Origin of the sequence: Moraxella sp. FZLJ2109 (assembly GCF_024296965.1) — a bacterium.
Classification (GTDB): domain Bacteria; phylum Pseudomonadota; class Gammaproteobacteria; order Pseudomonadales; family Moraxellaceae; genus Moraxella.
Window position 1 is genome coordinate 2,309,960 of sequence record NZ_CP101112.1, and the last position, 17,671, is coordinate 2,327,630.

Genomic DNA, 17,671 nt, shown 5'->3' on the forward strand with positions numbered 1-17,671 from the left:
AAAGCAAATTAATCGTAATTTTTGATGCTTGGTATCATAACAAATTTAGTATAGCAATTTTTACCTATTTTTGCATTATTTTTAGCATCAATGAGTACAAATCACTAATTTTTTGATAATATATAGTGAAATTCACTCATTTTAAGAGATTTATCAGTTATGGCAACCGCCCAAGACATCGTGACACTTGATGGCATCGATCGTAAGATTTTACGGATTTTAACAAACAATGCACGAGCATCCATCAGCGAGATCAGCGAAATCATCAACCTATCCGCCACGCCCACCATCCGCCGTATCAAACGGCTTGAAGAGCTTGGCATCATCACAGGCTATCATGCACACACCGACCCTGCCACACTGGGCTATACGCTGTCGGTCTATGTGGCGGTGAGCATGGATAAACATACCGCTGAGCGTTTTGGCGAATTTGAAAGCCAAGTTCGCACCTTTGATGAAGTGGTCAGTTGTAGCGTCGTCACGGGTCGTAGTGAAGATTATCTACTCAAGGTCTTGGTCAAAGATATGCGTCATTATGAAGAATTTCTACTACACAGGCTTAGTAAAATTGATGGCGTCAGTCAGCTACACACCAGTTTTGAGCTGCGAGAAGTATTTAGCCGTTCAGCGGTGTAGCTTAAATATGGTTTGGATGGATATAAAATCTACAACAAAACCACCCGATGACACACAGCATCAATCACTTCTCGATCATGACTGATCAGTAAGATTGCCGTGGCTTTTTCTTGGTTGATTTTACGCAGTAATGCCAAAAATTGTGCCGTAGCAATGCGATCGAGCATGGTGGTCGGCTCATCAAGGATTAAGAGACCGGGTCTTGCCAGTAAAGCACGAACAATGCACAGGCGTTGGCATTCACCACCAGAAATCTCGTGCGGTAGTTTTGATAGCACATTTGGCAATAAACCACACAACTCAAGCAATTCAGATATCATCGGCATCACAGCGGTACTTCGTCCACCATCCACCGCTTCAAGCAGACTGTCTAAGATTGTTAAATATGGATTAAAACTTGAACGGACTTCTTGCATGACAAGCTGTGTTTGTTTTCGTAAACTTCTAAGCTTTGTGCCGCGAAATTTACTGATGTCATCGCCATTGATGATGATTTGACCTGCTATAGTTAATCGTGGATCTAGGCGCGTGATCGCGCGCGCAAGGCTTGATTTACCATGCCCAGAGCCTCCCATCAATCCGATGATTTCGCCATGATTGATGTGAAAATCTGGAATATTGATACTATAAGTGCTACGCGTCCAAAATTTTTGATAAGATAATCTTAGATTTTGAACGGTTAAGATATTTTTATCAGTGGTATGATAAATGATAGGTTTGCCAAAATCCGCTGCCAATAACTGCCTACCCAATGAATGTGCACGCACTTGATTGATAGCACCAATAAAACACTGCGATTGATCCATCACCAACAAGCGATCACAATGTGCCACAAGACTTGGCAAATCATGACTGATTAGTACCAAAGCCATGTCCTGCGTGCGCACGATAGATACCAGTAGTTTTAAAATTTCATCTTTTAGCTCAGCATCCAACGCACCTGTCGGTTCATCGGCGATGATGATTTGTGGCTGTAGGGCAAGCACCTGTGCAACACTAATGCGACGCGCTTCACCGCCTGACAGCTCATGCGGATAACGGCGCAGAAACCCACTGGGATTAGGCAGCTGCGCAAGCTTTAGCAGTCTTATCATCTCATCACGCCAAGCAGATTTTGGCAACGCTCCTTTAGATTGACTGCGAAAAATCCGCTCAAAGCTTTGCGCCACTGTGTGCGTCGGGCTAAATACCGCTTTTGGCTCTTGAAAAATATAGCCAATCCGTTTACCACGCACCGCAGCAAACACCCCATCATCGCCCTGCTTGGCTATGTCAATCACTTGTCCATCAATGCTGACTTGCTCAGCTTGTACAGCAAATGACTTGGGCAATAGTCCTAACAAGGAGAGCATCAGGCTTGTCTTACCCATACCCGAACGCCCTGAGATGCCGAAGATTTCACCGCTTGGTATTGATAAGCTTAGCTTATCAATAATAGTTTTATTATGATTTTCACTATTAAGATAAATTGATAAATTTTTAATACTTATCAAACCAGGCTTAGTGCTTGATGTCAAATGCATTGCGCAGCCCTTCCCCAATAAAAATCAACAACGACAGCACCACAGCAAGCACCACAAAGCCTGATAACACCAAATGCGGCGCATCCAGATGGTTCTTGCCTTGTGCCAATAATTCACCCAAACTTGCTGTGCCCACAGGCAAGCCCAAACCAAGAAAATCAAGCGTCGTCAAAGCAGAAATATTCATCACCATCACAAAGGGCAGCTGCGACAGCACAAGTAAAATCGTACTTGGCAAAATATGGCGCAGCATGATACGCACAGGATGAATGCCAAGGTTTTGCGCAGCTGTCACATAGCCTTCACGGCGCATTTTCATAAAATGCACCCGCGTCATCGGCACAAGCGTCAGCCACCCAAAACTCAATAATAGCAAAAACAGCACCTGCGTCGATGGCACAAAAATACTGGCAAGAATTATCAACACAAAAAGCTGAGGCAGACCAATCCAAATCTCAAGCAGCCTTTGACCTAATAAATCAGCCACGCCGCCAAAATAACCCATCACCGCACCGACAAGCACACCAATCATCGAACCGATCACACTCAAACCAATACCAAATAGCAAAGATACACGCAGTGCGTACAAAATTCGCGCAAGCACATCACGCCCCACATCATCTGTACCAAGCGGATGGCTCATACTTGGCGCGCTCGGGTGTGGCGTATCCGCATCTAATACAAGGCTATATTCACCATAAGGCAGTGGCGCAGATATTATATAGCCATGCTTATTAATCATCGCCTGCACCGCTGGATCTTGGTAATCGGCACTGGTCTCAAATACCCCGCCAAAAGTAGTCTCAGGATAATTATGAATGATCGGCGAATACAGCGAATTTTGATAAGATACCAATAGTGGTTTATCGTTAGCGATCAGTGGTGCACCTAATGATAATACAAAAATGATTATAAAGATAAACAATGAAATCACAGCTAGCTTCTGCTTGCGAAATCTTGCCCAGCGTGTGCGATATTGCGATTGATCGAGTGAAAAATGCTGCGCCATCATCACCGCCCAAAGTCCACGCGTGGATCAAGCCATTGATACAACAAATCAAAAACAAGCTGCACCACCATGCCAATCAAGGTAAAGACATACAAGATGCCAAACATCAGTGGATAATCACGCTGCATCACCGCATCAAAAGCCAATCTACCAAGCCCATCAATGCCAAAAATCACTTCAATCAGAAAATTACCCGAAAACAGCACGCCGATCACCGCCATTGGTAAATTGGCAGCAACTGGCAATAAAGCATTTTTTAGAACTTGTGAATAAATCAGGCGGCTTCGGCTGATGCCTTGGGCCTGCATGGCAAAGACGTAAGGGGATTGTACTTGTGATAAAATGCTGAACTTGGTCAAATACGCAATGCCTGCGATAGAGCCAACACTACTTGCCAAGACAGGTAAGGTGAGATGCCAAAGCAAATCTTTAATTTTATTAAATAAACTTAACTCATAAAAATTTGCCGACATGATGCCCTGCATGGGAAAAATGCGCCAAAATTCATTGCCTGCGAACAGCACAAGCAAAAGCAGTGCCAGCATAAACACAGGCAAAGCGTGCAGCACGGCAAGCAGCAGCGTGGTCAGCGTATCAGTCAGCGAACCATGCCGACGCGCCTTATGCACCCCAAGCCACACACCCATGCCATACATCACAATCAGGCTAAGCGCGCCAAACAGTAGCGTAATGGGGAGTTTTTGGGTGATCAAATCAAGCACCGCCTGCCCTTGAAAAAATGATTGCCCAAGATCAAAGCGCGCAAATTGCGATAGCATCAGCCAAAATCGCTCAACCACAGGCAAATCAAAGCCAAATCGCGTATTTAGTTCAGCAAGCATCTCAGGACTTAGACCGCTTGCCCCTTGATAATTGATCGTGGCAAGCTGAAAGCCTTGTGCGGATAGTGCTTGCTGCTCGGCTTGGATTTTGGCAAGTTGCTGCTCAAGCGGCCCACCGGGTGCAATTTGTACGATGGCAAAATTGATTAGCAAAATGACAAAAAGCGTCGGTATCATTAGCAGAATACGATTAGTCAAATAATGCACGATAATCCCTTAGGCTGTTAAGTGAGAATACAATATCGATGAACCAATCGCAACTAGCACCAAGCCACCTGCAATCATCGCGCCCTTGCCGAATCGCTCGCCCAATTGTCGTCCCAGATACAAGCCAATCGTCGCCATCGTCGTCGTCGCAAGACCAATCATCAGTGCTGCAAGCCAAATATTAACTTCCAAAAAGGCAAGCGATACGCCCACGACCATCGCATCAATACTGGTGGCAATCGCCGTGATGAACAGCCAAATCCCCGTACGATTCGGCGCATCGTCATCATCGTCATCACTCCAAATCGCTTCATAAATACAGCGTATACCAAGGATGGTCAATAATGTAAAGCCAATCCAATGATCGACGCTTGCCATCCACTGCTGCGCTACCATGCCAAGTAGCCAACCCAAAATCGGCGCGATCGCTTCCACCACGCCAAATACCAAGCCATGCTTGATCGCCTTGGTAAAAGTCATGCCGCGCGCTGCCGCACCTTTGGCGATGGCGACCGAAAAGGCATCCATCGACATACCAAAAGCCAGGACAATCAGGGCAAACCAACTCATATTTTACTCAATATTATTTATTTAAATTAAAAATTATTCTTGGATTCTCTCAGCCAAGTGAACACTGCAAGTGGTGAGCTGTCTGTTAAGTTATTTTTCATGGCGATTTGTTTTGCTTTATCAGCATTGCAAGCTTGGATAAAGACATTGCAGTCCTTTTCATGATCTAGGCTCACAGGCAAGCTGATGCCACCATCTGCTAAAGTTTTGCTCACTTGATCATACATCTTATCAATCTGTGGCAAATCACCATCTACTGCCACCGCCTTGGCAAATCGTAAATTTGACAGCGTATATTCATGCGCAGGATAAAATAGCGTATTATCAGATAGGGTCAAATAGCGCTGAAAACTTGCGAACAGCTGCTCGATCGTCCCTGTAAATACGCGTCCACAACCACCGCTGAACAGTGTATCGCCGCAGAACACGCGCATAGCACCGTCGATTTGCACAAGATAGCTGATGTGGCTATCCGTATGTCCAAAGCTTTGCCACACAGCAAACTTAAGTCCAAGCACCGTGACGATATCACCTTCATCGACTGCATTGGCTTGGGCTACACCGTGATGACTATGTGCGTACAATACACAGTCTTTGTATTTATCCATCAAAGCTGCCACGCCACCGATATGATCATTATGATGATGAGTAATTAAAATGGCTTGTAGGTTTAGTTGATGATCTTGTAAAAATGTCTCAACTTCTGCTGCCGAACCTGGATCAATAATCACCGCTTGATCATCGCGAACGATCACCCAAATATAATTATCATCAAAAGCCTTAATCGCGTGTATTTGATAAGTTTTCATAAACAATTCCAAATAGTATTTTTATTCTTACTGTGCATCATACCACCAATAATCCAGCCCAATACTGCTCGTCGGCAAGCGATTTGGGTGCTGATAGCCGTGATAATACATGACATCGGTGGAGTTTTTCCCATACCATGGTATCATATATTCGCCCGCGAGCAGAAGCCGATCAAGCACTTTGGCATAGATTTCGACATCGTGGCGCGTGGTAGCTTGGGCAAGCTTTGTGATGATGGCATCGATGGCGTGGCTTTTGATGCCGATGGTGTTTTGATTACCCATTTCATCAGCCGCTGCCGACCCCCACAGATACGCCTGCTCCGCCCCCGGTGCATTGCCCTGCATGAAGCTGTCGATGATCATGTCAAAGTCAAATGCTCGCTTGCGCGCAAGATAGCTGGCATTGTCCATGCGGCGAATACTGGCGTCAAACCCAAGCCTTTGTAAGTTTTTCACATAAGGCAATAAAATCGCTTGGTGCTTATCATCAGCCACCAAAATCTCAATACTGACCACCTTGCCTTGCTGATCGATCAATTGTCCATTTTGATAACCAAACCCAGCTTGCAAGAGCAATTGCCGCGCTTTGAGCAAATTATCACGATTGATGCCATCGCCTGCGGATACTGGCTGAGTAGGCACACCATCAAGTGCTGATTGTTCAATTTCACTTAAAGGTAATGATTGTAAAATCACCAACTCTTCTGCTGAAGGCTTGCCCTTGGCGGCGATGCTTGAGCCATAAAAATAGCTATTAAGCCGCTGATATTCACCGTATAATAATTGCGCATTTACCCATTCAAAATCAAAAGCCAAATTCAGCGCGCGACGCACGCGAATATCGCCAAATTTCGCCTTGCGTAAGTTGATCACCAAGCCCTGCATTAAGACAGGATTTTGATTGCTTAGTTCTGCTTTAATAATCGGTAAATTATTTTGCTTAGGATCAAAGCTTGCCCAACGCTTAATATCAGCTTCTGTGCGAAACTGATATTGCCCTGATTTGAACGCTTCGAACGCCACCGCTTCATCGGCAAAGTACTGATATTCAATGGCATCGAAGTTGAACCGCCCACGATTGACCATCACATCATCACCCCAATAATTGGCATCGCGCACATAGCGAATGCGGCGTGATGGCTCAGCAATATCAAGCCGATATGCACCACTGCCCAAGAGCGGTGTCAGACTTGACTGACTAAAGCGCGCATCAATGTCTTTTTTGGCAAAAATCGGCATCAAACCCACCGTCATGCCAAGATCAGCTGATGCACCCTCATCAAAATAAAACTTCACGCGATGCTGATCTAGTGTCTCGATGGCGATGATACCGCCCAAAAATGATCGCCACGACATCAAGCCATTTGTTAAGATATGCTCAAAAGTAGCCTTGACATCATCAGCCGTGACTGCACTACCATCCCAGAATCTTGCCTTTTGATGGATATGATAAATGATCCAGCTTTTATCATCAGGATTGTGCATGACTTTCTTGGCAAGCTGCGGATATAGCACAAAGGCTTCATCAAGCGATCCTGCCATCAAGGTATCATACAGATAAAAAGTCCCTGTCGCTGGCACGCCTTGATCAATAAAGCTATTAACGCTGTTAAACATCCCGATGGCAGGCATTGACAGCACGCCACCTTTAGGCGCATTCGGATTGGCATAGGGCAGATGGGTCGCGTCAGCATATTGCACGCTATTATTCACCGTAAGCGTCGTCGTGGTGATGACACCATCTGCCAAGTGGCTATGCTTTTGGGCATCGCTTAGATTTGCAGCGTCCAATCGCTTGACAGCGACTGATTGCACAGCTTGCCCACTATTACCATCAGTATCGCTACAAGCTACCAAGCACGGAAGCAAATATACGGTCAGCAAACATGGCAAAAACCACGAACCTACCTTGCAGGTTCGTGGCTGTTGTCCATATCGCTGAAATAATGGCATATTAAGTTAAAGTTAATAATATCAGCCGTGCTTACGCTCAAACTCTGCCATAAAGCTGACCAACGCCTGCACTTGCTCAAGGGTGATAGCATTATAGATACTAGCGCGCATACCGCCGACGACGCGGTGACCTTTTAGGTTTAATAAGCCTGCCGCCTTGCTTTCTTCCAAGAATAGCTTATCAAGATTGCTATCCGCCAATTGGAAAGGCACATTCATGATAGAGCGGTGCACAGGATTGACTTTATTGGTATAAAAATCGCTGCCATCGATGGCATCATACAGCGCTTTTGCCTTGGCACGATTGACCTTGGCGATCGCATCCACACCGCCTTGCTCAAGCAGCCATTCAAACACCAAGCCTGATAGATACCACGCATAGGTCGATGGCGTGTTCAGCATTGAATCATTTTCAAATTGATTTTTATAATTCATCACATTTGGGCACCAAGGGCTTGCCTGCTCAAGCAAATCCTTACGCACGATGACCAATGTCAGACCTGCAGGGCCAATGTTCTTTTGCGCCCCTGCATAAATCATGCCAAACTGATTCACATCAACAGGCTCTGACAAGATGCACGACGACATATCAGCGACAATCGGCGCGTTCACCTGTGGCACATCAAAGATCTGCACACCATGAATGGTCTCATTTGGGCAATAGTGAAAATAGCTTGCGCCATCGCTTAGCTGCCAAGTATCAAACGCTGGCACATCGCTGCCATCACCTTGCGCGACCAAGTTTACCTTGCCAAGACCCAATGCTTCATAGCGCTTGGCTTCTTTATATGCCTTGGCTGACCACGCACCAGTATCCAAATAATCCGCTGTGCCATTATTTAGCAAATTTAAAGGAATACTAGAAAATTGCAGCGCCGCACCACCTTGTAAAAACAGCACAGCATATTCATCACTGATATTCATCAGCTTACGCAAATTGGCTTCGGCACGCTCAGCCATCTCGATATAATCAGCACTGCGATGGCTCAGCTCCATCACCGATGCGCCAATGCCTTGCCAATCAAGCATCTCAGCTTGGGCGCGCTCAAGCACAGCTGTCGGCATACTGGCAGGACCTGCACAAAAATTCGCTAAACGGGTCATGAAAATATCCTTAATCTGGGTGAAAAATTCTACTTATTCTAGCATGAAATGCATAAGCTTTGGCAAAGAATTTACTGGCAATTTACTTGAATTGCTCTATTTATCGATCAACCAATCAGACTGATATGACCAAAGGCATTAGGTGTGTAATAATTGCCAAAATTGTTTTTTTAGCTGCGGATCATTTTGCATAGCATTTAAGGAATATTGATGATTAATTTGTTTAAACATACTTAATTCATCCAAGTTTAAGCACGATGGCAACGCGGTCAATACCGCCAATTTATCCACCTGTGGGCTTTTTAGGCGCAGCCCAAAAATAAATCCCTTGAAACCGCTGTTCACCGCCGACAGCTGATTGGCAAACGGATCATCATCAAAAGACGGATAATGCATCTCACGCATCGCAAACGCGCCTTGCTGACTTTTATTGAGCGCGGCAGTCAGCGATTGCCAAGTAGTAAGCTCTGCACTGTCAAGATCGGTGTGATCGATCAACACCATCCAATCACAATAGCTAAACGCTTGCAGATGAAATTTAATGGTGTCGATAAACAAGTCTGCGGCATCGCTTGGTTGTGTGGTGTTTGTGCTTTTAGAATTACTGGTATCTTGGGCGGTGTTTTGGATGATATCTTGATTTGTACTGATTTTTTTTGCCAATTTATCAAGATAAGACGACACTTCAGTATAAGATACAGCATTTGGGCGTGCTGAAGCCTGCTCTTTTCTTGTCTTATTATCTACGCTTAAGTTATTCTTAATTATCTGTGCTGATTGTGCTGAAGTTGTTGTCTGATGATTTTCTTGTTTAAGTCCAACAGCTGGCATGATGCGCATCGTCGGCTGTGTACGATTCGCCCACAGCACAAGCTCCAATTGATCATAGATCAAACGATTCTGAGATAACACAGATGACGACTGTCGCATGACTATTCAACCCATCGCATAAGCACAAAAAATAGCCTTATAGCTTACACCAAATTGATGATTTTTGCCAAATTTTTCATCAATTTCCGTGCGCGCTATCATGCAATTTATCAATAAATTATCGATAAATCACCCAAAATCCCCGAAAAAACTACACAAAATGAACAAAACAGTCATTTTTTGTGCCAATTTACCCTTGTATTTTCGAAAAATGGTGCTAATATAAGATTGTAAAAAAATGTTTTGATCAATGGCTTATTGAGCATCGCCAAAAATGTAACAAAATGTGGCATAAATTTGGCAATGTTTTACAAGTCAAAAACTGTGTACAAACTGATTGAAGTCTTTGCTTTATTGTAGTTTGTGTCATTTTTAAACCCCGATCATCTTGTTTGTAAGTTGGATGACTTGGGATAATGTAAACTTACTTGTTATTAATACTTTTACAATGGTATTGATACTTGATAGTAGCGACTTTATTTCGTTATTGATGACGCTCGTTGGCAAGTAGCCATATAAAGCTTTCAACACTAAAGAGGCAACCATGAAAACAGTTGGCAAATCTTTGTTTGGATTCACACTAATCGCCAGTGCTAGTTTCTGCGCTTATGCAGGTGATTCAAACCCAACGAACATCGACAATGTCCTAGAGCAGCTGACCGCACAGCATAATAATGCATCGCGCTTGGTAAAAACTGCTCGCCAACCTGCATCATTGGCACTAAACAGCCCATTGATGGCACAAAGTGCTAAAAATGCCAAAAAAGCAGATTCAGACACTCCTGTTCTAGAAAAACTCACCGCTGTTGCTTCTAGTACTGTCAATAAATTCAAGCAAACTGGCTTGGCTTCATGGTATGGTCGTCAGTTCCATGGTCGCAAGACTGCAAGTGGCGAAACTTTTGATATGAATGCCATGACCGCCGCACACAGCTCATTGCCAATGAACTGCTATGTTCGCGTCACTAACCGTGACAATGGCAAATCTGTCGTAGTGAAAATCAACGATCGCCCATCATCAGGCAGCAGCGCGCTGAGTCTATCTTATGGTGCTGCTAAAGCCATCGGCATGACAGGCAATGTCGGCAATGTCACCATCGAGCGCATCGACTGATGATAGCTTGACCAATTTTATGCCTTACCCCCTGTTTGTGATCAACTGGGGGTAAAATTTTGCTCATGAATTTGTAATTTTACCAATAAAAAACCGATGATTTGACTCATCGGTTTGACATATGAAGTTTTTGGTATTTAAAAATCACTTCAACACGGTCAAAGGATCGACATAGACATTGTTACGCGCAACACGGAACTCAAATAAGGCAACACCGCCGCGCTGAGCTTTCATACCGGCGATGCGCTGTCCTTGATTGACAGCATCGCCTGATTTGACGCGCGCATCTTTGATATACACATAGCTAGAGACGAAGCCGTCGGTATGCTGAATTAGGATCGTTGATTCTGCCACGCTGTCTTTATCGACATGAATCACTGTGCCTGCGCGCGCTGCGTTGATGGCATCGCCTTCTTTGCCTGAGAACCACATCCCGTTCGATGAGACCATTTGTCCATTGATGTTATGCGTGCCGAAACGGCGTACGACAGGGTTGCTTGTGCCGACAGGATAGCGGAACTGCATCACGCCTGAGCTGCCTGTGGCAAATGGTGCGGTACTGGCTGTTGGTGCAGCGATGGTTGGCGGTGTACGCGGTGCTGGCTGTGGTGCAACGGTCGGCGTGGTGGTGCGCGTTGTCGTTTGGGTGGTTTGGGTTTGGGCGCGTGGCGTTGTGCTGCTGCGCGTATTGCGATCGCGTGCGCTGACACTGCCTGTCCATAGCGTCAGCCATTGCCCTGTGTAGATGGTGTAATTACTGTTCAAATTATTCATACGACCGATTTCGCGCCAGTCTAATCCATAACGCTGTGCAATCTTACCCACAGTATCGCCTTGCTTGACTTGATAGCGATTTGGCACGCCCTTTTTGTCCGTGATGACTTGAGTGCTGCGCGATGAGCCGCCTTGACCTGTTGAGCTGTTATAACTGGGCTTGCTGGCGCACCCTGCTAAAACACAAGCCATCAAAACCGTCGCCGTCGTTGCCATCTTCATCGAATGAGCCGACTGAGTCACTGCGCGCATTGTTTTCTCCACATCACTTTTTATTAAAATAACACAAAAAATCAAATCTTTATCCAAACGCCGATGGCTGTCAAAATCATAACCTAGCATTGGTTCGGTATTGTAACATGATGATCAATAACACAAAACCCGCCAAATGGCAGGTTTTGTATCTTTTTGTCAATTTGTTTTACAGCTTTTCAACTATATGGCTTCACGCTTGTGTCGCAACTGGTGCTGTCAGTGCAGGATCTTTTTGCTTCACCAAAGCGTACGCCACGCCTGTCAGTACACTACCTGCTGCGATCGCCACCAGATACATCAAGGCATGATTGACCGCACCAGGGATTAATAACACGAACACACCACCATGCGGTGCAACCAAAGTAATGTCGAACAACGCCACCAATGCACCAGTCAGCACGCCGCCTGCGATACAGCATGGGATGACGCGCACAGGGTCTTTGGCAGCGAATGGGATCGCCCCTTCAGAAATAAAGCATGCACCAAGCACCATCGCCGCTTTACCAGCATTGCGCTCGTTATCGGTGAATTTTTTGGCAGCCAAGATGGTGGCAATACCGATACCGATCGCAGGTACCATACCCCCTGCCATCGCTGCCGCCATCGGAAAATAGCTTTCTGATGTCAATAAGCCCACCGAGAAGGCATAAGCAGCTTTGTTGATTGGACCACCCAAATCAACACACATCATGCCTGCCAAAATCATGCCCAAAATCACCGCATTCGCCGTACCCATATTGGCAAGGAAATGCTCCATTTGGTTTAATAGATAAGCAACAGGCGCGCCGATGACATAATACATCGCAAGACCAACCACTAGGCTACTTAATAATGGAATAATTAAAATCGGCTTCAATGCTTCCATCGTTACAGGCAGCTTCAGCTGTTTGGCAAGAAATAATGACACATAACCTGCCAAAAAGCCTGCCGCGATACCGCCCAAAAAGCCTGCGCCCAGTGTGCCAGCCAGTGCGCCACCGATCAGACCTGCCGCCAAACCTGGACGATCGGCGATCGAATAGGCGATATAACCTGATAATAAAGGCACCATCAAGCCAAAAGCAGCTTTACCTGTACCCATCAGAGCCGCCGCCAATGAACCTTCTTGTTCAAAGGCATTGATACCAAAGACAAACGACAGCGCGATTAACAAACCACCTGCCACGACCATCGGCAACATATATGACACCCCTGTCAAAAGGTGTTTATAGACGCCTGCTTTTTGGGTGCTTGCGCCATCGGTTTTATCAGCACTTGCTGATTTGGCACTTGCCAATAATTGCGCGGTACTGATGGCATCATCGAATGCTTTATCGGTCTGCTTGAGCGCCACGCCTGTACCACAGCGATAGACTTTTTTACCAACAAATCGATCGGTATTGACTTCGATGTCTGTCGCCAAAATCACAAAATCTGCGCGATCAATGCTGTCTTGGGTTAAGATATTTTTTGCACCCACAGAACCTTGGGTTTCGACATCAATGCTATAGCCGCGACGCTCAGCACCAAGCTTCAGCGCATCTGCCGCCATAAAGGTATGTGCAACACCTGTTGGGCAAGCGGTGATTGCCACAAAATGTAGTGGCTTATCAGTGGCTGTGCTTGTCGGTGCAGTTTGATTATTAAAAATTTGCTGAAAATAGCTATCTGTAAAAGCACTGCCATCATGCTCATTAGCATTAATCACGATGCCATCTTGGCGTGCTGATGCATGATCAGCGATAAAAATACGCTGTGCATCAGATGCGCTATCTGCATCGATGATGGTCGCGCTGATGCCTTGTTGCAGCAAGCTTTGCTGAAGTTTTTTTGCCAATAATACGCCATGCGCTGATGTGCTGATGACGCTGATGGCGACTGCTTGGGGAAGTGGATTTTGCATTGAAAAATCCTTAACAATAAATGAAAAATAATCTTGTTTAACTGATGATAAATTTATCTAATATTTGGCTGTGCCAATCGTCACTGAATTTGTACTTGCGCGATCAATGATTGCAACTCATCGGTATTGGGCACACCAAAACCAACGATACTCACCGCGTGCGCTGATAATGCCACCGCTTGACGCAAAACAGCACTAGGATCAGCATCGGATAATAGCCCAAAAATCATGCCCGCAACCAAAGTATCACCAGCACCAACTGTGCTTTGTACCTGCATCACTGGGGGCTTAGCAACCAAAACTTGGTCGCGATGCAGCCAATTGACACCATGCGCACCCATCGAAATCACAATGTGCTCAATATTGGTATTCAGATCGGCGAACAGTGTGCGCTGCGCATCCAAAGTATCTGCCTGCACACCAAAAGCATCCGCCAATTCATCTTCATTGGGCTTGATCAGCCATAGCGGATGGTTGATTGCGATTTTTAGCGCATCACCACTGACATCGACAGCAACTCGATCATTGACATCAGTTAAAATCTGTAGTAACTCTTGAAAATCGTCTAGTGAGAATCCAGACGGCAAACTACCCGCAACAAGCACTGCATCACAAGTTTTGGCAAGCGTGCCTACTTGATCGAACAAGGCTTGAATATCTGATGCGCCCACGATAAAGCCTTTGCCATTGACATCAGTTGTTGTGCCGTCATCGACAAGCTTGACATTGGTGCGCGTCTCGCCTGCCACGCTGATAAAATTGTCGTGCAAGATATCGCCGCGTGTAGTTTTTTGGCTGAATAATTTCTTAAAAATCGCATCATTATCCGCGCCCAAAAACCCAGTCGCATGGCAAGTCAGCCCAAGTTCGCTCAGCACTTGCGCCGAATTGAGCGCCTTGCCCGCTGCATCGACTTGGACACGGCTTGCGCGATTGACTTCACCCAGTGTCAGCTGATCAACCGTCATGGTCATGTCAATCGCAGGGTTTAGTGTGATGCACAAAACTGACTTACTCATGCATCACCATCCATCGACAAAGCGCGCACTTCGCTTGCTGTTTGGCACTCTAGGGCGCGTGTGGCAAGGTTCTGTGCTGCTCTAAAGCTCAGCGTACGCACCAAGGCTTTGGTCAAGGCGATGCTTGAGCCTGACATCGATAATTCATCGACGCCTAAGCCAAGCAAAATCGGCACAGCTTTTGGATCACTGGCAAGCTCACCACAGACGCCGACCCATTTGCCATGCTTGTGCGCCGCTTCGACAGTCATTGAGATCAAGCGCAAAATACTTGGGTGCAAACCGTCAGCATCCTTAGATAATAAAGGATGACCGCGGTCAATCGCCAACACATACTGTGTCAAATCATTCGTACCGACACTGAAAAAGTCCACTTCGCGCGCCAACTGATCTGCCATTACTGCCGCGCTTGGTACTTCTAGCATGATGCCAACTTGTAGCTTATCATGTGGATACTCTGCCAATACTTCATCAAGAATTGCGCGCGCCGCTCGCCACTCTTCGATGCGACCGATCATCGGTAACATAATACGCAGATCGCGACCTTTTGACGCTAGGATCAATGCGGTTAATTGATCGCGTAAAAATTCAGGACGACTTAACAATAATCGCACGCCGCGCAAGCCAAGAAATGGGTTTTCTTCGCTTGGCATCGGTAGATATGGCAACGCCTTATCCCCACCGATATCAAGCAAGCGCACCACCAATGGGCGACCATCCAGCGCATCAAAAACTTGTTCATAATCAGCGATTTGTGTCTTAACATCAGGTACTTGTGAATGCGACATGAATACAAGCTCGGTGCGCAATAGCCCCACGCCTTCAGCACCATTTGCCACGGCATTGGCAGTATCACTGACATTGCCGATGTTCGCAGCGATCTCAATTTGATGACCATCTGTCGTGATCGCAGGTTCGCTCGCGTACTGTAATGCTAAGCGTTTTTGTTCGCGGCGTTCGATTTGTGCTTGTTGGCAATCTTGGATCAAAGTTTGGCTTGGCTCAACCACGAACCAGCCTTCACCGCCATCCAGCAGTACAGGCGTGCCATTATCAATTGATAACACGCCTTGACCTGCACCAACCAAAGCAGGAATACCCAAAGCGCGCGCCACGATGGCACTGTGCGAGCTTGCACCGCCCACTGCAGTGATGATACCTGCCACACGCGTAGGATCAAGACTTGCCACATCCGATGGTACAAGGTCTTCTTTGATCAGCACATACGGATTATCAGGCGCGCTTGGTGGGATTTTGCCAAGCAGTTTGTACATTACTTTTGTGCCGACATCGCGCAAATCTTGGGCGCGCTCAGCCATCAGTGCATTATTTAGCGATGCTTGAGTTTTTGCCAATTGTTCGATAAACGCGTGCCACGCCGCTGGTGCTGATTGCCCTTCATCGATGCCATCTTTTGCGCCATAGACCACTTCTTCATCTTCTAGTAATGCGATGTGCGCGGTGAAAATCTGCGCAATGTCAGCATTGGTCGCACTGGCAACCAGTCCTTTTAGATCGAACTTCACAGCATTGATCGCAGCGATGAGTTTCGACATCTCTTCAGATGGCAGCTGCCCTGTCAGTGGATAGCTTAGGCGTTCGACTTTCGGCGTATAAGCTTCACCGACCGCCAAGCCATGTGATGCACTGACCGCAGGCGTCTTAGTGCCATAGGCAATGATGTCTTGGCTTGGCATAACTTGCAGCGGATTCGTCGCTGTGCGTGCAGCTTGTACATTCTCGCCAAGACCTGCTTGCACCGCGGCGATCAGCTTCGGCAGATGTGCCACTGCATCGGTATTGGTTTCGCCGATGAAAGTTAGGGTTTGACCTTTTTGTGCACCCAATGACAGCAAGCGCGTTAGGCTTTTGGCTGAGACGAACTCACCGTCATCGACAGCGACTTTAATTTCGCCTGCGACAAGCTTGGCAAGGTCAGATAACGCCGTGGCAGGACGCGCGTGCAAGCCATGCTCATTCATCAGCACGACGCTTTCTCTTGGCCAATCAGCTTGTGATTCGATGCCAAGCAGATTATGCACCGCCGTGCGATTGCCTGTTTGTAGCGCTTGGATCAGATTTTCATCGATCAATGCGTCAAGTAGCCATAATAATTTGGCACGATCAATGCTCGGTGTCGCACTGATCACCGCCAGCGCTTCACGCGCATTGGCAACCAATGCCATCGCCGATTCTTTGACCGCAGGATTCTCTAGTACCACACAGTGCATGGCGTGGCTCAGTGCCGTCGGCTGATGTGCTGGCATCAGTAGCGATGTGATCATGCCTTGTGATTTTAGTAGTGTTAAGCCCTGTAGATACAGCTCATCGATTTGACTTGCGGCACTATCAGTTTTGATCAGGTTGTCCTGTAGCAGCAAGCTTGATTTGGTGACTAGCGCATTGACAATATCATCGGCTGTCTTAGCATCGCGAATCTGCTCGCTGATGTCATCACCAAGCGCGCGCGTCAAGCTCTGTAAAATCTGCAAATGCTCATCAGACTGTGCCGCGATCACCACCGCTAGATACACTACATCACCTGCATCATTCCACACCACGCCATCAGGAAAATGCACCAAGCGCACACCTGTCTGCAAAATGCTGCTGCGTGAATTGGGCGTGCCGTGCGGAATGGCGATGCCCTGCCCTAAGTAGGTCGATGATTGATTTTCACGATCTTTTAGACCTTGTAAATAGTCAAGCTGCGTCAATCCATCGGCGTGTAAAATCTCACTGAGCACCAGCAGTGCTTCATCTTTGGTGCGGGCAGTCGCCTGCATACGCACATTATCAGCGGTTAGGCTAAGCATTGTCACTTTTCGTTACTCTATCAGTCGTCATGCCTTGGGCAATTCTTTGGTAAAATTAGTGTTACATTATTTCAAATAACTTATAAATTATTCAAAAACGGGTGATTTTAGCATATTTTTCATCGAAGGTTAATGCAGGTTTTGTAATTGTTGAGTTTGAACATGAAAAAAGACAAATTCTAAGCTTAGAATTTGTCTTGGATTTGCTTTTTGTAAAATTTGGCTTAA

The 17,671-nt window shown here is 46.3% G+C and carries 14 protein-coding genes; 2 read left to right on the top strand and 12 right to left on the bottom strand.

All coding sequences use genetic code 11. The features are described from left to right. The first annotated feature begins 159 nt into the window (after nt 1-159). A complete protein-coding gene (locus NKU06_RS10965) occupies nt 160-636 on the top strand; it encodes an Lrp/AsnC family transcriptional regulator (RefSeq protein WP_254731030.1) in 477 nt (158 codons plus the stop codon). Nucleotides 637-665: 29 nt separating this feature from the next. On the opposite strand, the gene NKU06_RS10970 is transcribed toward NKU06_RS10965, so the two are convergent. The 8 genes from NKU06_RS10970 to NKU06_RS11005 form a co-directional block, all read right to left on the bottom strand. Next, nucleotides 666-2,006: an ABC transporter ATP-binding protein gene (locus NKU06_RS10970; RefSeq protein WP_254731033.1), complete on the bottom strand. Its 1,341-nt coding sequence runs from the start codon at nt 2,004-2,006 to the stop codon at nt 666-668. 130 nt (nt 2,007-2,136) lie between these two features. Beyond that, nucleotides 2,137-3,168 (bottom strand): ABC transporter permease, encoded by a 1,032-nt coding sequence (locus NKU06_RS10975; protein WP_254731036.1) that lies wholly within the window; start codon nt 3,166-3,168, stop codon nt 2,137-2,139. 2 nt (nt 3,169-3,170) lie between these two features. Further along, the gene (locus NKU06_RS10980) at nt 3,171-4,217 is read right to left on the bottom strand and encodes an ABC transporter permease subunit (RefSeq protein WP_371928013.1); all 1,047 of its coding nucleotides are present in this window, start codon (nt 4,215-4,217) and stop codon (nt 3,171-3,173) included. A 9-nt stretch (nt 4,218-4,226) separates the two neighbouring features. Continuing rightward, entirely contained in the window at nt 4,227-4,787 is a 561-nt protein-coding gene (locus tag NKU06_RS10985) for a manganese efflux pump MntP family protein (RefSeq protein WP_254731039.1), read from the bottom strand. A 26-nt stretch (nt 4,788-4,813) separates the two neighbouring features. Then, nucleotides 4,814-5,596, bottom strand: coding sequence for a hydroxyacylglutathione hydrolase (gene gloB / locus NKU06_RS10990; RefSeq protein ID WP_254731041.1), 783 nt, complete (start codon nt 5,594-5,596; stop codon nt 4,814-4,816). A gap of 27 nt (nt 5,597-5,623) precedes the next feature. Next, complete coding sequence (locus tag NKU06_RS10995; RefSeq protein ID WP_254731043.1) at nt 5,624-7,414, bottom strand: extracellular solute-binding protein; 1,791 nt, start codon at nt 7,412-7,414, stop codon at nt 5,624-5,626. A gap of 159 nt (nt 7,415-7,573) precedes the next feature. Then, nucleotides 7,574-8,656 (bottom strand): 3-phosphoserine/phosphohydroxythreonine transaminase, encoded by a 1,083-nt coding sequence (gene serC, locus NKU06_RS11000; RefSeq protein WP_254731046.1) that lies wholly within the window; start codon nt 8,654-8,656, stop codon nt 7,574-7,576. A 138-nt stretch (nt 8,657-8,794) separates the two neighbouring features. Continuing rightward, the gene (locus tag NKU06_RS11005) at nt 8,795-9,586 is read right to left on the bottom strand and encodes a hypothetical protein (protein ID WP_254731049.1); all 792 of its coding nucleotides are present in this window, start codon (nt 9,584-9,586) and stop codon (nt 8,795-8,797) included. A gap of 544 nt (nt 9,587-10,130) precedes the next feature. Between NKU06_RS11005 and NKU06_RS11010 the strand changes: the two genes are divergently transcribed. Continuing rightward, nucleotides 10,131-10,700 carry a septal ring lytic transglycosylase RlpA family protein gene (locus tag NKU06_RS11010; RefSeq protein WP_254731051.1) on the top strand — a complete coding sequence of 190 codons (570 nt, stop codon included), beginning with the start codon at nt 10,131-10,133 and terminating at the stop codon, nt 10,698-10,700. Nucleotides 10,701-10,844: 144 nt separating this feature from the next. Here NKU06_RS11010 and NKU06_RS11015 read toward each other — a convergent pair whose 3' ends face one another. From NKU06_RS11015 to ptsP, 4 genes are all read right to left on the bottom strand, one after another. Further along, nucleotides 10,845-11,726, bottom strand: coding sequence for a M23 family metallopeptidase (locus NKU06_RS11015; RefSeq protein WP_254731054.1), 882 nt, complete (start codon nt 11,724-11,726; stop codon nt 10,845-10,847). A 193-nt stretch (nt 11,727-11,919) separates the two neighbouring features. After that, on the bottom strand, nt 11,920-13,611 hold the full coding sequence (locus tag NKU06_RS11020) for a fructose-specific PTS transporter subunit EIIC (protein WP_254731057.1): 1,692 nt from the start codon (nt 13,609-13,611) through the stop codon (nt 11,920-11,922). Between the two features lie 80 nt (nt 13,612-13,691). Continuing rightward, nucleotides 13,692-14,630: a 1-phosphofructokinase gene (gene pfkB, locus NKU06_RS11025; protein WP_254731060.1), complete on the bottom strand. Its 939-nt coding sequence runs from the start codon at nt 14,628-14,630 to the stop codon at nt 13,692-13,694. Further along, entirely contained in the window at nt 14,627-17,443 is a 2,817-nt protein-coding gene (ptsP, locus tag NKU06_RS11030; RefSeq protein WP_254731063.1) for a phosphoenolpyruvate--protein phosphotransferase, read from the bottom strand. The genes pfkB and ptsP overlap by 4 nt, the downstream gene beginning before the upstream one ends. Nucleotides 17,444-17,671: the final 228 nt, after the last annotated feature.